The following is a 17,241-nucleotide window of genomic DNA, read 5'->3' on the forward strand; positions in this document are numbered from 1 at the left end:
GGATCAGCCGGAGGTTTTTTGCGGCGAGGCTTGGGTTACCTTTGGCTTGGAAATCGTTGGCCGCAGGCTTTGGAGTGCGGCGATCCTTCGCCGCTTTTGAGTGGTTTTAGAGCACGGCAAGATGGAGATAAACCCTCGAGCGTCGTCGGTGATTTTTAAGAAAGGCAAGAGATGAAACCAGCTGGGTCGATGTAGATCGAGGTGGTTTTTGCGGCTGGTGGAGTCTGAGGGGGGGAGGTTTTTTGTGGCGATGCTTGGGTTACCTTTGGCTCGGAAATCGTTGGCCGCAGGCTTTGGAGTGCGGCGATCCTTCGCCGCTTTTGAGTGGTTTTAGAGCACCTCAAGATGGAGATAAACCCTCGCGCGTCGGTGGTGATTTTTAAGAAAGGCAAGAGATGAAACCAGCGGGGTCGATGCCGATCGAGGTGGTTTTTGCGGCTGGTGGAGTCTGAGGGGGGGAGTTTTTTCCGGCTGGCGTGTAGGGCACAGCGGGAGTTTTTTGAGGCGATGCTTGGGTTACCTTTGGCTCGGAAATCGTTGGCCGCAGGCTTTGGAGTGCGGCGATCCTTCGCCGCTTTTGAGTGGTTTTAGAGCAGGCTAAGATGGAGATAAACCCTCGAGCGTCGGTGGTGATTTTTAAGAAAGGGAAGAGATGAAACCAGCGGGGTCGATGTAGATCGAGGTGGTTTTTGCAGCTTGTGGAGTCTGAGGAGTTGGAGGTTTTTCCAGCTAGTGAGAGGGGAGGTTTTTAGCCATTGGCTAGCTGGATATTCTCTAGATTAGTTGGTGTTGTTGAGCTCGATGCGATCACTGAAAGGCTCTGTTTTTTTACGAAGCTCGAGCGGAATGGTGGGCTGGGGTTTTAGGTGAGGAGGAGTCGCTGGTTGGCGAAAGCGGCGAAGGATCGCCGCACTCCAAAGCCTGCGGCAGATTAGGTCGTATGTGATGGGAAAATGAAAGGCCAGCTAGCTGGTGAGCTGGCTGGCCTGAAAATGGATGTGGTGTCGCTGGGCTTATTTTTTCATCCACACGGAGAGGATGGCGACGTCAGCTGGCGTGATGCCGCTGATGCGCGCTGCTTGTCCGAGCGTGCGTGGTTTGATTTCGTTGAACCGCTGACGCGCTTCTTTTTTCAAGCCGGGGATGGTGTCGTAGTCGATGTTTGGTGAGAGGTTTTTATCCTCCATGCGGCTGACGCGTTCGATCTGTTTTTGCTGGCGTTCGAGGTGGCCAGCGTATTTGAAATCGATCTCGAGCGTTGGCCAAATATCGCGTTCTACTTGGGTGAGGATTTCCTCAGGAAGTTCCTGCCAGCTGTTCTCTGAGCGGCGGAACCAATGGTCGAGTTTGATCTGCTGGTGGGTGGTGGCTTTGACAAATTCAGCACCTGACTTCAGCGCGTCGATTTTGTGTGCGCAGCGCTCGGCACGCTCGCCAGAAACTAGGCCAATCTCAGCGGCCTGCATGGTGAGTCGCTGGTCGGCATTATCCTGACGCAGCAGCAAGCGGTACTCGGCGCGCGAGGTGAACATGCGGTATGGCTCGCTGCATCCTTTGGTGACGAGGTCGTCGATCATCACACCGATGTATGCCTGATCGCGGCGCAGGATGAATGGCTCTTTGCCGAGCACTTTGAGCGCGGCATTGGCGCCAGCCATCAGCCCCTGAGCAGCGGCTTCTTCGTAGCCGGATGTGCCATTGATCTGGCCAGCGCAGTAGAGGCCAGACACCTGCTTGGTCTCCAGCGTAGGAGCCAGCTGAGTAGGTGGGCAGTAGTCATATTCTACCGCGTAGCCTGGGCGCACGATGTGAGCATTTTCCAGCCCGTGGATGGAGCGGATGAAATCCAGCTGGACTTCAAATGGCAGCGATGTGGACACACCGTTGATGTAATATTCGTGTGAGTGGCGACCTTCTGGCTCGAGGAATACTTGGTGGCGTTCGCGCTCGGCGAAGCGTACCACCTTGTCCTCGATGGACGGGCAGTAACGTGGGCCAGTGCCTTCGATCACGCCAGCGTACATGGGTGATTTGTCGAGGTTGCCGCGGATAAATTCGTGAGTATTTTCGTTGGTCCAGGTGATCCAGCACGGTCGCTGTTCCACGTGGAACTCAGGATTGGACCAATCATTCAGCGTGAATGTATCTTCCTTGTCGGCGCGAATGGTATCCGCCATGAAGGAAAATAGTGGCGCTGGTGTATCTCCATCTTGGCGCTCACATTTGGAAAAATCGATGCTCATGCCATTGATGCGGCACGGCGTGCCAGTCTTGAAGCGGGCAATGTCGATGCCCAGCTTGACCAGAGAATCACTGACGGTGGAGGTGCCGTCACCCATGCGTCCACCTTGCTGGTTGCGCATGCCTACGTGCATCAATCCACGCATGAAGGTGCCAGCTGAAAGCACGACGGATTTGCACTGAAACTTCATCTGCAGCTGGGTGCTGATGCCTACTACCTGATCATTTTCCACAAGGATCTCGGCGACGTTGCCCTGATGGATGTCGATGTTTGGGTCCATTTCCAGCCAGTGTTTGGCGCGGAATTGATAAGCTTTTTTATCACACTGTGCTCGTGGCGCGCGCACACTCGGCCCCTTGCGAGCATTGAGCATGCGGAACTGGATGCCTGTGGCGTCGGTATTGAGCCCCATGAATCCTCCCAGCGCGTCGATCTCGCGCACCATGTGTCCTTTGCCCAGCCCACCAATGGCAGGGTTGCAGGACATGGCTCCAATGGTGTCGAGGTTCTGCGTGAGCAGCGCTACACGACAGCCAAGACGCGATGCCGCCAGCGCGGCTTCAATGCCGGCGTGACCGGCTCCAATGACAATGACGTCGTATTCTTTGGGATAGGTGAACATAGTGGTATCAGCTGGCCAAATCAGTAGATCACCTGAGAAAAATTACAAATCGGAATTTTCATCTGATAGATTCCAGCTGGCGGAAATTTACCAGCTGAAAAAAAGTTCCACGTGGAACCAGTGAGCCAGCGGTGAGAAATATGGGCTTCGAGAAATAAAAAAACGCCGCAGGTCGAAATGACCGCGGCGTTGGCGAGCTGGCTGGAAATTCACCGCCGTGGCTCATTACCAATCATCCGCCTGAACCTGCTTCTCTTCATCTCCCGGTAGGGTGAAAGTTTTCATAGGCCAGCCATGCGGGGTATTATTCATGTCGCCTGCTAGGTTTGATCTATGTGTTGTATTCATTGTCACCACAAAATCTCCATTGTCTTTTTTTGTGATGTTGACCGCGGTGCCACCATTAGGAGTTAGAGCTGAAAACTCGATCTTAGTAGATGTAATTTGAACATCATCGGGTTCCGAATCTGGCTGGAGCTCGTTGATTTCTACCTGTATATTCTGCTGTTGGTAGAATCCATATGGCTGGTTGCTTATTTGCATTTTATGACCAGTCCATGCTTCTTCATTAGCATCGGAGCTAGTGGCTGAGGGCACGCTGATAGGGCTGGCTCCATCGAGTTCCTTACTATCATTATTAGCGCCCATGAGGCGGAAGGGCGTGTCTTGAAAACTAACACCCTCACTTTCCGCTAGCAGGATGTCACTAATGATTTGTCGTCTCTGTTCAGGGCTGAGAGTGATATTACCCGAGCTGTCGGTATGTGAACTGATTTGGTTGATGAGCTCCATTTGATCCGCTGGAATAGTAGCGAGTTGGCTATATTGGCCGGCAAATGTGCTATTTTTGCTGAACTCATTTTGCATCAAGTTTTCAATAACCTGCATGCCTCGCTGATCGGCATTGATGGTGAAATTGATGTTTTTGACTGTGGGTGCGATGCTGATGATATCATCTATATTTTTTTCATAGAAATCTGCGATCATCGCCTCAAGGCTAATGCCCTCAGTACTACCATATTTTTCGGCGTAGGCTTGCTGATAATTTTGTTCAGACATTAGATCGAATGAAGAAACCTCTATGTTATCATACTTAACTTTGACATTTATCGGTGTATGAGCGGCATCGAGTTGGTGCTTTTCGATAGAAAAAGCAGCTGGATCTAAGCCCGTTAGCTGGCTGAAAATTTCCTCTAGCGATTTGCCATGGTTTTCTTCTTCGCGCAGCTCGGCTCTGAGTTTTTCTTCCAGCAAATCTAGCAGGTTGCTGTGGTGACTCATTTCTACTTTTCTGAGCATTCCATCGCTGGCGATCTCAGTGAATTTCAGCTCAGCTTGATCGATCACTACGTGCATGCCAGCGGCGCCAGCTAGAAGCTGGATGGAGCGATCCAGCGCGTGTGAATGGAGTTTGAGCGAGTGGATGAATAGCGGTTCACCTTCGATGTCGATTTTGAAGCGGATTGGTCTTTCGCCGGTATTTTTGCAGACTTCAAAATATTGATTTTCCAGCTGGCGAATGGCTTCTAGCAGGCTGACATTTTCAAAAGTCATGCCGGGTAGGTAGAAATATTTCAGTTCGTCTTTTTGGTGGCTAGCGTTGACGCGAGCTCGTTTGCTGGACTCGCTGGTGCGTTTGCTAGCGAGCTGGTTCTGGCTATCTGCACTCGCGTCGCCTGATGATTTGATGGAGAAGCGTGAGTATAACCAGTCGGCCCATGGGGACAGTGGTGAGATAGCGATGCTGAAGGTGAAAACCAGCAGGGCAAGTAGGTAATAGAGGCGTTTTTTTGTGAGAGATGAGGAATGAGCTGACACGTCAGCAAAACTAACTGTTTGATCTATCTTGTGAAGATTATTCTGCAGTTAGTGATCGAAGCCAGACTGCTCTTTACCCTCCGCAGATGCCGCAGGCTTTGCCTTCTGAGGCGGTGCACGCGCGTCCGCGTTTGGTTTTTTTGTACCATTTGCAGCTGGAGTTGTGGCGCGACCCTGAGCTGGTATTGAGCCAGTAGGTCGTTGGGCCAGCTGGCTGGGTAGTTTTGTTAGCGGCTGGTTTTTTCTTTTTCAGCTGGCGGAATTCCCATGGCGCGATGGGATTATCGTCGGCCCACAGCCCGAGTTTGTTAGCGCGAGCTGATTTTTCTAATCGCGCGATCTCAGGTGATTTGTCGTATTGCAGGTAATGCCACGCCCAGCCATTGGCGACGAGCCAGTGGTTGATGTTTTCGCCATCTAGCATGATGGTGCCTATCGACCTGCCATAGCGGTCTTTGCTGGTGACATTGACCTGCACGGTTTTGCCGGCAATGCGTCCAGCTAGCGCTTGTTTGGCTTTGTTGCCATACGCTTGGTTAGACTCTGGTGCGTCGATGCCAGCGAGGCGGATTTTCACCTGCGTGCTGCCATTGAGCACGGTAACCGTATCGGCATCGGCTATTCTAACGACTGGTCCGTAGAGTGAATTTGCCAGCGCTGGCTGGACCAGCATGATGACCATGAGAAGGATGAAAATGCGCATGGCTGCGGCATAACTGAGATGCGTGCATTAGGGAAGTCATGGCTGAGCGAGTTTCTCGTCAATGGCAAAAAGCACAGCTAGAAGCTAGGTCAAGCTTGGTGTTAGTGATTGGCTATCACGGTTATTTTTGAGCATTAGCTAAATTTCTTTTCAGCTGACGTAAGATTCCCGCTATAAGCTCGTTATCATAACATGCGACAATTTTTAGATAGATCAGCAAAGGCTATTGGCTTGCTGTGCGTGAATATCGCGCTGTGCTCTAATGGCATGGCAGAAGAGGGGTCAAAGATGATCTCTCCTGCTCCAGGAAGCCAGCTCACAGGCAAAGGAGACACTTTTAAATGGACGCAAGCACAAGGTGACTCAGGAGGCATTGGTGGCTGGTTAGACATCAGCATTGTTAAGCCGGAAGCTGATGACGTTTATAGCAAAGAGTTTGAAGCGACGCTTGTTAGCGTGACGGTCGATGATCTACCAACTGATAAGCCAGTTTATGTGACGCTAGTTAGTTACAACATGGTGGATGATGTTTTCACCAAAACCTATACTTATAACGTGGCTGAAAAGCCTGCGGATGAGCAGTTTGCAATCAAGGTGAATGCTAGCGGACGTGTGGCTGAAATTGTTTCTCCAGAATGGTTTGTAGCGACTCGCACGACTATGGATAGCGCTGCTGCGCAGGCCATCTGTAGCGAGCTTTATAAAAACTTTAGTGATCAGTTTGGTTTTATCTATATTGTTAGTAATCAATCTGCTAGCTCGGGCAAGGCGGCAGAATATCATGCTGTGGCCATGAATGGCGGCGCAACGACATTTGGCTCCGCAGGTAAACTTCAAGGTGTGGTGCATGTGAAAAAAGCTGATGGACTGCTTAGCTCGCCAAGTTTGCACGAGATGCAGAAGTTAGCTGGCGTGGCTGAGGTGGATTTGAAGTCAGCCAATGTGCTCTACTTGGTGCTCACAGATCAATCGCTGAGCGAGGCTGAGCTGAAGCAGCAGGATGACGCTGTGGTTAAGTTTGCGAGCCAGCATGCTGGTATCGTTGTGGGTCAGCTGGAAGCGGCCCGAACTACTAAGTAAGTGTCTATTTATTAATTTCATCAAAGTGCTCCAGCTCAATCAGCTGGGGCACTTTTTTTGGCTGTGAAATGGTGGTCTCAGCTGTATGGAGCATGTTTATTACCATTCTTCCTGTTAACTCGCAGAAATGGTTTTGCTCTAGATGGGGGGATATTGGTCGAGTTCTACGTGGTTTTAGATGAATTCTAGCTGATTTCGTGACCACAATATTTGCTTATTTAGGCATCCTGTTGACCTATATCGATTGGACAAAATATGCGCACTTCCATCAATTTGGATAAATCTCTAATTTGTAAGGTCAAGATTTTCTCTTGCAATAAGTTATGAAAGTTAGAGGTCAATTAAGAGTTTATTCGCTGGGCGTAATTCGTTTGTTATTTGTGTATTTTGCCACGGCATCGATATTGTGGTCAGCTGGCGCATCGAAGATGATCAGCCCAGAACCAGGGAGCCAGCTGAAGGGAACGACAGATACTTTTACCTGGAATGTGGGTGATGGTGATATTGCCGTTGATGTGAGCGCCAAGCGCCAAGGATCGTCAGATTTACACTCAGGCTATTATGCTGAAGGGACTATTGGTATTAAGCTATCTGGTTTGCCGACGGATAAGGTTGTTTATGTAACCCTAACGACTATTGGGGATGATAATGTTTATGTGAAAAATTATATATTCAATGACCCTAACTATGAGACTCCTGAGCCTGAACCTCTGCCTAATGATTATACGATTAAAATCAATGATAGCGGGCGGGTAGCTGAGATGGTGGCGCCTACTTGGTTTGCCGCTACGCAGGAACGAATGGATGCTGAGGCAGCGAAGGCGTTGACCCAGCGAATCTATCAGGAGTTTGAGGACCAATTTGATTTCATCTACATCGTCAGCAACCAGACAGATGCTAACAATACGTATTCAGGTTTATTTTTCAACGTAGCGAACGACATCGAAGGATTGGGTTTGAACACCTTTGACGATACGGAGGAGTACGGATCCGCTGGCAAACTTCAGGGATTGATCCATTTGAAAAAATACAATGGTCTGGTGAGTGGCCCAGGCTTGCATGAGTTGATGCACAACTGGGGTGCCTTTATTGATGTTTTGGTTAATAACGATATGTACAGTCACTGGGGGTATAGTAACGCAGGTGGTCAGTTAGGTGGCTGGAAACCTGGATCGTTAGAAGATTTGGGTAACGGAAATTATAGAGCTAAGGATGTTTATTCCGATGCCTTTGATGGTTTTGGAGTTTATGCAAATGGTGGCAATTCCGTGCCATATAGTCGCTTGGAGCTCTACCTAATGGGGCTGTTAAATAAAGGACAGGTGAACCAAGATATTAAAGTAGCTAGAGGGGTAACGCAGACAAGTGGGCAATACTATAAAGGGGAATTTTCTGCTGATAGTATCGATACTTATACCATGGACGATATCGTCGCCTCAGCTGGTGCGCGCTCGCCTAACAAAAACAATTCCCAGAAACAATTTGATGTTCTCTACGTGGTGCTGACGGACTCACCGCTGAGTGAGTCTGACTGGAGCTACCACGATGCTGCGGTGGCGCAGTTTGGCAATCCAGCTAACGATTCTTTTTCTAGCTATAATTTCTACGAGGCTACAGGTGGCCGCGCGACGCTGGTGATGGATAACCTAGGCGGTGCGTATGATCCGGAGATGAAAGAGGTCAAGCTGGCGATCGATAAGGCATCCACTGGCAATGTGGAAGTTTCTGCCTTCACCGATAAAAATGCCGAGTACGTGCTGCAGTATAGTAGCAATTTGATAAATTGGACAGAGGCAGTTAGAGAGCAAGGAAGTGGTGGTCGTAAGCCATTTACTCACCGTCCATCTGGCGCCGAGAAGATGTTTTATCGATTAGTCAAAGAAGAGCCGTAAGCTATGGGGTGGGCGGGACCCCAGCTTCCCGCTAAGTAGTGTCATAGAAGGGCAAATTTGCCCTTAATAGCGATTGCATGTCTGTATCGATGTCCTACCTTGGGCCTAGGTTTTACAACGATCTTACGATGATACATTTTTTACACACACGGATACGGGTGGCAGACATGGAGGCGTCGATTGCCTTTTATTTGCAGTTGGGGTTTGAGCTTGGTGAACAGAAAGATTCTCCAGCTGGCAATAAGTTGGCATTTTTGCATTTGCCGGGAAATGAGCATTTTCTCGAGCTTTGCTGGTCGCCCGACTACGAGGTAGCAGTGCCCGAAGATCTCATGCACACAGCGGTGGGCGTGCAGGACATTATCAGCTACTGCGATAAGCTGGAAAATGCGGGCATTGAAATCTGGCCAAGTGCATGGCGTGAGAAGTTTAGCAGCGGTAAGCGCAAGATGGCGTTTGTGACGGATCCGGATGGATATGAGGTAGAAATATTGGAGCGCTCGTAACGCTTTGATAATCAGCGGGTGGATTTGCTTGAGGTTTCATTCAAACTGCTGATTTATTTTTCGTGAAAACATCTCGAAAAAGCAGGTTGAGGGTGCAAGTTTGCCCATTGATAATCAGTAATCATAGCACTGCATTAGCAGTCTTTGGTTGTAATAGAGTAAATCGATGAAGTGGATATTGCCCATAACTTGTCTGAGTTTGTTCGCCTGTACGGTGAGCGAGCCACCTGTGGCTGGTATTGAGCGCGTGGACATTCCTAGTGAATGGTCCAGTGCTGGTAAGGGGCAGTCGAAAAAAATATCCACTGGCTGGGTGAGTGATTTTCGCGATCCCCAGCTCACCAAGCTGGTCAATGAGGCGATGAATGCCAACCCCGATGTGCTCGCCACCGCTCAGCGGCTGCGAGTGGTAAAAGCCTCATCGGTAAAAGCTGGAGCCAATCGCCAGCCGAATGTGGATGGCTCACTCAGCGCCACTGGCCGCCACGACGAAGGTAACTACGATGGCAGCGCCGCGCTGAGCTTCCGCGCTACCTGGGAGGCTGACCTCTGGGGACGCCTGCGTGATCTGCAATCCGCAGCGGATGCTGATTACTACGCGGCTCAGGCGGATCTGCGTTCAGCTAGATTATCTCTAGCAGCCAATACCGCTCGCTCATGGTACCAGCTAATTTCCGCAGAAGAGAGCCTCGAGCTGGCTCGCATCACGCTGGATAGTTACCAGAAAAATTTACGTATCATCTCGCGCAACTACCGCGCGGGTGATCCAAGTACCCGAGTCATTCACGTCCAGCTGGCGCGCACTAACGTCTACAGCACCGAGCAGCGCATGCGCTCACAGACACGAGCTAGAGATGATGCGCGCAGGTCTCTCGAGACATTGTTAGGGCGCTATCCTGCGGCAAAATTATCATCACCAAAAAGCCTACCATCTTTCCCTAGAGACATTCCTGTGGGGATGCCACTGCAGCTGATAGAGCGTCGGCCTGATCTTGTTGCTGCCCGTGAGGACATCTATGCAGCGGGTATGCGCGCAGATGCCGCGCGCAAAAACCTACTGCCTAACTTATCACTCAATGCCAGCGTGGGGCAAAACTCTAGCGATCTAGCAAAACTGCTGGACCCATCAACACTGGCTAGCCAAGTGGGCGCAAACCTTGCCGCTCCGCTATACGATGCCGGCTCGCGCCGCGCTGATGTAGACGCTGCAGCTGGTCGTTACCAAGCGCAAATTCATACTTATGTTAGCCGCTCGCTGAATGCATTCCGCGAAGTGGAAAATTATCTAGCAGCTGAAACTTCACTTCGTGAGCAGGAAGAATTTCTCCTCAAAGAAGTAGAGCAGGCTGCACTGGCGGAAAAGCAAGCTGAGCGCGATTACGCTCAGGGCATTGATGGAGCAGACGTATTGAACTTGCTAGAGGCTCAGCGTCGCGCGCTGAATGCTCGCAGTTCTATCATCAGCCTGCGAAGTCAAAGAATTCAAAACCGTATTAATTTATATTTAGCATTAGGCGGAGATTTTTCCACCCAAGCTTCTAGTTAGAAAAATGGCGAAAGTATTAAGAGTTATTTTACCCATCATCGTGCTCATAGCAGGATGGTTTGCTTGGTCCTACCTGTCTGAGGAGCCAAACCAAAAAAAGGGCAAGGCGGCTAAGGTAGCAGGCGAGAAAAAAGGTGGACCTAGAGGGGCGCCTGGTGGCGGCTCTAAAGGTGGCCGTGGAAAAAGAAGCATCAACGCCACGGTGGTGCCGCTAGAACGACAAGACTATCAAATTCATCTGCGCACTCAGGGCGAGGTGCGGGCGACTTACGATGTCGATCTATCAGCTGAGGTGGGAGGCAAGATTTTACATATCGCACCAAACTTTGCCGATGGTGCCTTTTTCAAACGTGGTGATGTGCTTGTTGAGCTCGACCCAGCGGACTACCGCACCAATGCCGAGCGCGCGATTGCCAACCTAGCTAGAGCGCAAACCGCACTGCAGCAAGAGGAGGCGCGCGGTGAGCAGGCATTGCTCAACTGGCAGGATAGTGGATTCGACGGCGAGCCAGGTGAGCTCGTACTGCGTAAACCACAGCTGCGTGAGGCCATGGCTAGCGTGAAAGCTGCCGAGGCAGATCTCGAGCGCGCTCAGCGCGACCTGCAGCGCACAAAAGTGCGCGCACCATTTGATGGTCGTGTGAAACAACGGCTTATCGGCATTGGTCAGTCGGTTAGCGGGAATACTGTGTTAGGGGAAATATTTTCTACCGAAACTGCTGAAGTTAGAGTGCCTCTATCGCTCGACCAGCTGAAGCATTTTGAAATCCCAGGTGAGGGAGGCGTGCCCATTAACAGCGCCCGTGTGAAACTAACGGACGCAATCAATACCGACGCTGGCAATGAGTGGTCTGGCTATGTCATTCGCGCTGAAGGACGTCTCAATGAGCGTACTCGCGAGCTCTTTGTCATCATCCGTGTGGACGATCCATTTGGCCTGAAGAGCGGTCACGCGCCTCTGCGTATCGGCCAGCCAGTAGTAGCTGCCATTGAAGCAAATGTCCTCCAAGGCGTCTATCAGATCCCCCGCACCTCGCTGACCGGGGTAGATGAAATCATCGTGATTAGAGATGAACGCATCAAGCGGACTAAGTTTTCACCCATCTGGACAGATAGGGATAGTTTATTGGTGACCGATGGCTTTGACGCTGGCGATTACCTATGCATCACCAGACTTCGCTACGCTCCAGAAGGCGCTAAGGTGACGATGCGGATGCATGAAGAAATTCTCAATGGTGAGAGCAATACAGAGCAGGCCAAGGTCAGCAGCAAAGCTTCTAACTAGATAGATACATGATCCGCTGGTTTGCACAGAATAGCTACGCCGCCAACTTCCTGCTCATTGCAGTGATCTTGCTGGGCGCCTACACCGCCTATTTCAAGACGCCTGTTGAGGTCAGTCCATCGTATGATATTCCTGTTGTTAGGATTAACGTACCAATGCCAGGGGCTGCGCCTACTGAGGTCGAGGACAAGGTCATCATCCCGATTGAGAACGCGCTGAAAGGCATCGATAATGTCAAACATATCGACGCTCAAGCGCTCCGTGGAGTCGGTCGCGTGTGGGTGCGTGCTGATGATGGTGCCGACCTTCAGCAGCTGAAGATCGATGTAGAATCAGCGCTTACTGGTATCAGTACCTTCCCTGCTGAAGCAGAGAATCCAAATGTATTTACGCCTAACACATCCATGTGGGCGCAGGTGATCACCGTGGCTGTATACGGTCAGCTCAACGAGGGGGATTTGCTGAAAGCTGCGAGACAGGTGCGCGACGAATTGATGACCCTGCCGGGCGTTTCTAACGTCATCGTGACTGGCCAGCAGCAAAATGAACTATCTATCGAAGTCAGCCAGCATACTTTGGAGAAATATGGCCTGACACTGAGCACAATTGCTAGAGCGGTGCGTGAGAGCTCGATTGACATGTCAGCTGGCTCTATCAGCTCGTCGGGTTCACGCTTGCTTTTGAGAAGTAGCTCGCAGGCTTATGTGCGTGAGGATTTTGAAAAAATCATCATTTCACGAGAAGGTGGAGCCGAGCTGCGCTTGGGCGACATTGCCCGCATTGTTGATGGTTTTGATGACCAGATGAAGGATGTGCGCTTCAATGGTGAGCCATGTTTGTTAGTCGAAGTAAAACGGCGCAGCAACGAGAATGCGCTGAAGATTTCTGATCAAGTGCATAACTACGTAGCCAATGCTGGCAGTACCATGCCCGACGGCATCAAGCTGGCAGCGTGGAATGATGACTCAGTTAGTCTGCGCGGACAGATTAGCATATTGATGCGTAACATGATGCAGGGTAGCATCTTGGTGATTTTGTTTTTGGGATTGTTCCTGCGTCCGTCGCTGGCGTTTTGGATTGTTGTTGGGATTCCGGTGAGTGTGGCTGGCGGTCTTATCTTCATGCCACTTCTCAATGTTAGTATCAATGTAATGAGCCTGTTTGGGTTCATTATTGTCCTAGGTATTGTGGTTGATGATGCCATTGTGACGGGCGAAAATATCTTCTCCAAGCTGAAGCAAGGTTACGATCCGCTAGAGGCCGCTGTTGAGGGAACTACTGAGGTGGCTCGTCCAGTGACCTTTGGTGTGGCCACTACGATGGTGGCATTTCTGCCATTGTTATTTATCCCAGGCTGGTGGGGGACCTTTGCCAAACAGATCCCTGTGGTTGTTATCCCAGTGCTGTTATTCTCTTTGATAGAGTCGAAGTTCATTCTGCCGTGTCACCTCAAGCACGTGAAAGTGAATCGCAAGGGCTTAGGAGCTGTTGAGAAGGTTCAAAAGGCATGTACCGATAGTATCATGTGGCTGGTAGACAAAATCTACCGCCCTGTGCTGCATAGCGCGGTATCATTCCGCTATCTAACTCTCGCATTATTCATCGCCCTAGCGATGTCTACGTTGGGCTACTGGCAGAGTGGCAAGATGGGTTTTGTCTCCATGCCTGATGTCGATCGCTACTATATCTTTGCTCGTTTGCAGATGGAAGATGGCACGACATTTGAGCAAACTCACGAGCAGGTGCAACGCATTGCCGCAGCCGTTGAAGAGATCAAACCTCAATTCATGGACCCTGGATTGAATGAATCATTGCTAGGAAATGTGCTCACCGCTACTGGTGGCTGGCCTAGCTGGGGGAACGTGCAGGATGAGCGTGGGTTTGTGTTAGTGGAAATTATCCCGCCAAGTAAACGAACGGTGAGGGGAGCTAATAATTCCGACATTGCAGAAGCATGGACAAAAGCGGTAGGGGAAATCCCTGGCGTGAGAAACTTCATTATCCGCGCGCAAGACACTGGTAAGTCTGGGAGCGATGAGGAGAATAGTATTGAGCTGAAGTTGCTAGGTAATGACACCGGCGCTATTGAAGCTATCTCAGAAGATATCGTTTCGATGTTGGAAGAACGGGAAGGCATTAGCCAGGCCGGTCACGACATCCGTGAACCTCAGGATGAATTTCAGATATTATTGCGGCCAGAGGGGCGCGAGTTAGGGCTCACTCAGCAGGATCTAGCTAGGCAGGTTCGCAATGCTTTCCACGGTGATCAAGCGCAGCGCATTCAGCGAGGTGAAGATAACATCAGGGTGATGGTTAGATTGCCTAAAACCGAACGCGAAAGCCTACACACATTGGATAGCTTGCGCATCATGCTAGATAACGGTAGCTCCGTGGCTATCGGCAGTGTGGCGGAAATTATCCGTGGTAAGTCGCCACCTCACATCAAGCGGCATAAGGGCGCGCGGGTGACGAGCATCTTTGCCAACCCCGAGAGCAAGGAGGTGGATATCATCGCCATGAGTAAAGAGTTGCCAGCTGAGATTGATGAAATTATCAAATCTCACGGTGGCGGTGCGACTTGGACTTATTCTGGATTCCTAGCTGAAAACGAGGAAACGCGCATGCGCATGTTAGTAGGAGGGATCGCGATGTTCTTTACCATCTACGCGTTGTTAGCGATTCCATTTAATTCCATGCTGCAGCCGATATTTGTGATGTTAGCGGTGCCATTTGGCCTGATTGGCGCGATTGGTGGCCACATCATCATGGACATCACACCGTCGTACTTGAGCATGTTTGGTATGCTCGCTCTAGCTGGTGTGGTGGTGAATGATTCGCTAGTGATGGTCGACTTTGCCAACAAGCGGAGGAAAGAAGGCGCTACCGCATACAATGCAGTGATAGAATCTGGAGCTGCTAGATTTAGGCCGATTGTGCTTACTTCGCTAACTACCTTTGCAGGTTTGATGCCGTTGATTTTTGAACAAGCAATTCAGGCGCAGTTCTTGATTCCTATGGCAGTGTCATTAGGTTTTGGTATCCTCTTTGCTACATTGATCACGCTATTTTTGATTCCTTGCTCGTATCTAGCGATGGATGATTTGGTGGCGGTGATGAAGCGCATGAAGGATTGGTACTTTAAGCCTTTTGGTAATAAGGACAAGTCAGCCTAAGTTAGACTATATGAGGCGGGGGTCATGTGCCTCGCCTATCTAGCTGTTATTATCATTGTGTTATCTAGTGAGTTTGCGCCATCTTGGCTGCATGGAAAAACGGCCAACTAATTTGATAGAGGCAACCACAAATGCTTTTGATGGCATGAAGCGCATTTTGTTTCAGCCATTTGATCTGGCTCGCTGGTTTGTTATTGGCTTCACAGCGTGGTTAGCGCAGTTGCTGTCTGGTAGCAGTTCTATGCCTAGCTTCAGCTCGGATTATTCTGGTAGTTCTGCCTCAGCAGAAGAGGTTCCTGAGCTTCCAGCCAGCCCGCAAGAGGTGGTTGAGTCGGGGCTAGAATCGCTGCAGCCAGCTATTGATTGGTACGAGCAGAACAAGATGATGGTGATCAGCCTCGGAGTTGTTGGAGCGTTGATTGTTATGATTATCGCTGGGCTGTTAATTTGGCTGAGTAGCCGTGGAAAGTTTATGCTGCTAGATAATGTGGTTCATAATCGCGCCGAAATAGCTATACCGTGGCGCAGCCAAGCAGCAGCTGGATGGTCGTTATTTTGGTGGAACGCGGCATTTAGTATTGTCTCGCTGGTCGCTGGTCTCGCTTTTGTCGCGGGTGTATTTTACCTGACTTTGTGGCCTCATCTATCTGGTGCTGAAAATTGGCAATTTCCCATTTTCCAATTGATCTCGTTGGTATTGGTATTTTTATTATTTGCCCTGATCTATAGCTACATCATGAACATGCTAGAAAGCTTCGTGATCCCTATCATGTATAAGCGCGGTATTGGAGTGATGGCTGCTTGGGGCGTGTTTCTCAAACTGCACCGTCAGTATTTCTGGACCTTCATTCTGTATTTCCTCTGGCTGATGGTATTGGGAATCGCTCTTGGCTTGGCTGTCATGCTTTTTGGCGTTGTGACGTGTTGCCTAGGGTTTATTGTTATGGCAATTCCATATGTTGGCGCAGTATTACTACTACCTATCAGCGTATGGATGCGTCTGTTGGGGCCAGAGCTACTGCGCCAGATCGGACCTGAGTACGACCTGTGGGAAAGCTACCAGCAGCCCACTGATGATCAGCCGCCAGCTAGCTAGAAAATGTGACCGCTCGACAAGTATGACCATCGTGAGGTAGAAAGGGATATGACCTTGCTGACCATGTTTGGCAGAAGTTATTATAGCTTCGTAAATTACCTCGGATCACTAGCAATGCTGCTAGCTGAAATCATCGAGTCCTTGGTGCGTGGTAAAATCCGCATGCGCAAGGTGATCGCTCAGGTCTATGAGATTGGTTATAGCTCTCAGCCTGTGGTGATTATTACCGGTGCTTTTACCGGTGCTGTGTTAGCCGCGCAGGGATTGTTCCAGCTGCAGGGGCTGGGCATGGAGTCTATGGGCGGCGCGATGGTTAGCGTGGGCATGCTGCGTGAGCTGGGCCCCACATTGACAGGTTTGATGTTAGCTGGACGCGTGGGCGCGGCGATGTCAGCTGAGATTGGCACCATGCAGGTGACTGAGCAGATAGATGCGCTGCGCTCCATGAGTGTGCACCCTGTGGATTTTCTAGTCACCCCACGTTTGATCGCGATGATGTTATCTGTGCCGCTGTTGATTACAGAGTCGGCGGCTTTTGGCATTCTGGCCAGCTGGGTGGTGGGAACACAGGCATTTGGGGTGCCAGAGGCGTGGTGGGAATTTCGCACCAGCGAGCATACCGACATGAGCGACATCTATATTGCGCTGGTGAAGGGGGCTGTGTTTGGATTTTTGATCGTCTTAATCTCTTGTAATGAAGGTCTAAAAGCTTCGCGTGGAGCTGTTGGAGTTGGGCAGGGGACCACCCGTGCGATGGTCTTTTCTTCTCTAGCAATTTTGATCACTAACTTTTTCCTCACCATGCTGATGAATCTGGTGTTCCCAACAGGAGTGGCTGGATAGAGGATTCCTTATTGCCAAGGGCATAATTCTTGGCATCTTTATGGAAATTATGAATGAGTCACTTGCATCCTCCTCATTGGCAATAGCAGCCGCTTTGTCATTGGTTTTAGCGTCGTGTTCATTGGAGCCCATTGTGCCCAAAGATCAACAAGTGGATGATGTTCCTAGCCAAGCTGTGGAACTTGCTGAAGACGGTTCCGAGCTGCCAACTGGAGCTCAGCAGAGCGCGAGCAAAAAACCAAAAGTTCAGCAGCCAGCCTACGAGCCATTACCTGCATTTCCGAATCCGCCAGCGGGGAATCAGAGTGTGTGGCGGGCTCCTGATCCATCTGCAAATCTAGCGAGTGACGACGAACTGCGTGCAAGCAGCGGCTCAGATTCACCAACTGGCAATAAAGGCCCAGCTCTGGCGACTCCTCCAACATCTGAGTAATC

General features: G+C 50.3%; 12 protein-coding genes. 9 read left to right on the plus strand and 3 right to left on the minus strand.

Going from position 1 to position 17,241, the window contains the following annotated elements:
* Positions 1-1,013: 1,013 nt before the first annotated feature.
* From mnmG to JIN82_RS13625, 3 genes are all read right to left on the minus strand, one after another.
* Positions 1,014-2,864 (minus strand): tRNA uridine-5-carboxymethylaminomethyl(34) synthesis enzyme MnmG, encoded by a 1,851-nt coding sequence (gene mnmG / locus JIN82_RS13615; protein WP_200312209.1) that lies wholly within the window; start codon positions 2,862-2,864, stop codon positions 1,014-1,016.
* A 225-nt stretch (positions 2,865-3,089) separates the two neighbouring features.
* Positions 3,090-4,682, minus strand: coding sequence for a hypothetical protein (locus JIN82_RS13620; RefSeq protein WP_200312210.1), 1,593 nt, complete (start codon positions 4,680-4,682; stop codon positions 3,090-3,092).
* A 73-nt stretch (positions 4,683-4,755) separates the two neighbouring features.
* Positions 4,756-5,385 (minus strand): thermonuclease family protein, encoded by a 630-nt coding sequence (locus tag JIN82_RS13625; RefSeq protein ID WP_200312211.1) that lies wholly within the window; start codon positions 5,383-5,385, stop codon positions 4,756-4,758.
* 192 nt (positions 5,386-5,577) lie between these two features.
* Between JIN82_RS13625 and JIN82_RS13630 the strand changes: the two genes are divergently transcribed.
* The 9 genes from JIN82_RS13630 to JIN82_RS13670 all read left to right on the plus strand — a co-directional run bounded on the left by JIN82_RS13630 (position 5,578) and on the right by JIN82_RS13670 (position 17,239).
* On the plus strand, positions 5,578-6,465 hold the full coding sequence (locus JIN82_RS13630; protein ID WP_200312212.1) for a hypothetical protein: 888 nt from the start codon (positions 5,578-5,580) through the stop codon (positions 6,463-6,465).
* A 323-nt stretch (positions 6,466-6,788) separates the two neighbouring features.
* Positions 6,789-8,357, plus strand: a complete 1,569-nt coding sequence (locus tag JIN82_RS13635) for a hypothetical protein (RefSeq protein ID WP_200312213.1) — start codon at positions 6,789-6,791, stop codon at positions 8,355-8,357.
* A gap of 128 nt (positions 8,358-8,485) precedes the next feature.
* Positions 8,486-8,863 (plus strand): VOC family protein, encoded by a 378-nt coding sequence (locus tag JIN82_RS13640; RefSeq protein WP_200312214.1) that lies wholly within the window; start codon positions 8,486-8,488, stop codon positions 8,861-8,863.
* A gap of 166 nt (positions 8,864-9,029) precedes the next feature.
* Positions 9,030-10,409, plus strand: a complete 1,380-nt coding sequence (locus JIN82_RS13645) for an efflux transporter outer membrane subunit (RefSeq protein WP_200312215.1) — start codon at positions 9,030-9,032, stop codon at positions 10,407-10,409.
* 4 nt (positions 10,410-10,413) lie between these two features.
* The gene (locus JIN82_RS13650) at positions 10,414-11,694 is read left to right on the plus strand and encodes an efflux RND transporter periplasmic adaptor subunit (protein ID WP_200312216.1); all 1,281 of its coding nucleotides are present in this window, start codon (positions 10,414-10,416) and stop codon (positions 11,692-11,694) included.
* Positions 11,695-11,702: 8 nt separating this feature from the next.
* Entirely contained in the window at positions 11,703-14,867 is a 3,165-nt protein-coding gene (locus JIN82_RS13655; protein WP_200312217.1) for an efflux RND transporter permease subunit, read from the plus strand.
* Positions 14,868-14,958: 91 nt separating this feature from the next.
* Positions 14,959-15,963, plus strand: a complete 1,005-nt coding sequence (locus JIN82_RS13660; protein WP_200312218.1) for a DUF7544 domain-containing protein — start codon at positions 14,959-14,961, stop codon at positions 15,961-15,963.
* A 48-nt stretch (positions 15,964-16,011) separates the two neighbouring features.
* Entirely contained in the window at positions 16,012-16,806 is a 795-nt protein-coding gene (locus JIN82_RS13665; RefSeq protein ID WP_200312219.1) for an MlaE family ABC transporter permease, read from the plus strand.
* A gap of 49 nt (positions 16,807-16,855) precedes the next feature.
* Positions 16,856-17,239, plus strand: coding sequence for a hypothetical protein (locus tag JIN82_RS13670; protein ID WP_200312220.1), 384 nt, complete (start codon positions 16,856-16,858; stop codon positions 17,237-17,239).
* The last annotated feature ends 2 nt before the right edge of the window (positions 17,240-17,241 follow it).

Origin of the sequence: Persicirhabdus sediminis, assembly GCF_016595495.1 — a bacterium.
Lineage (GTDB): Bacteria > Verrucomicrobiota > Verrucomicrobiia > Verrucomicrobiales > Akkermansiaceae > Persicirhabdus > Persicirhabdus sediminis.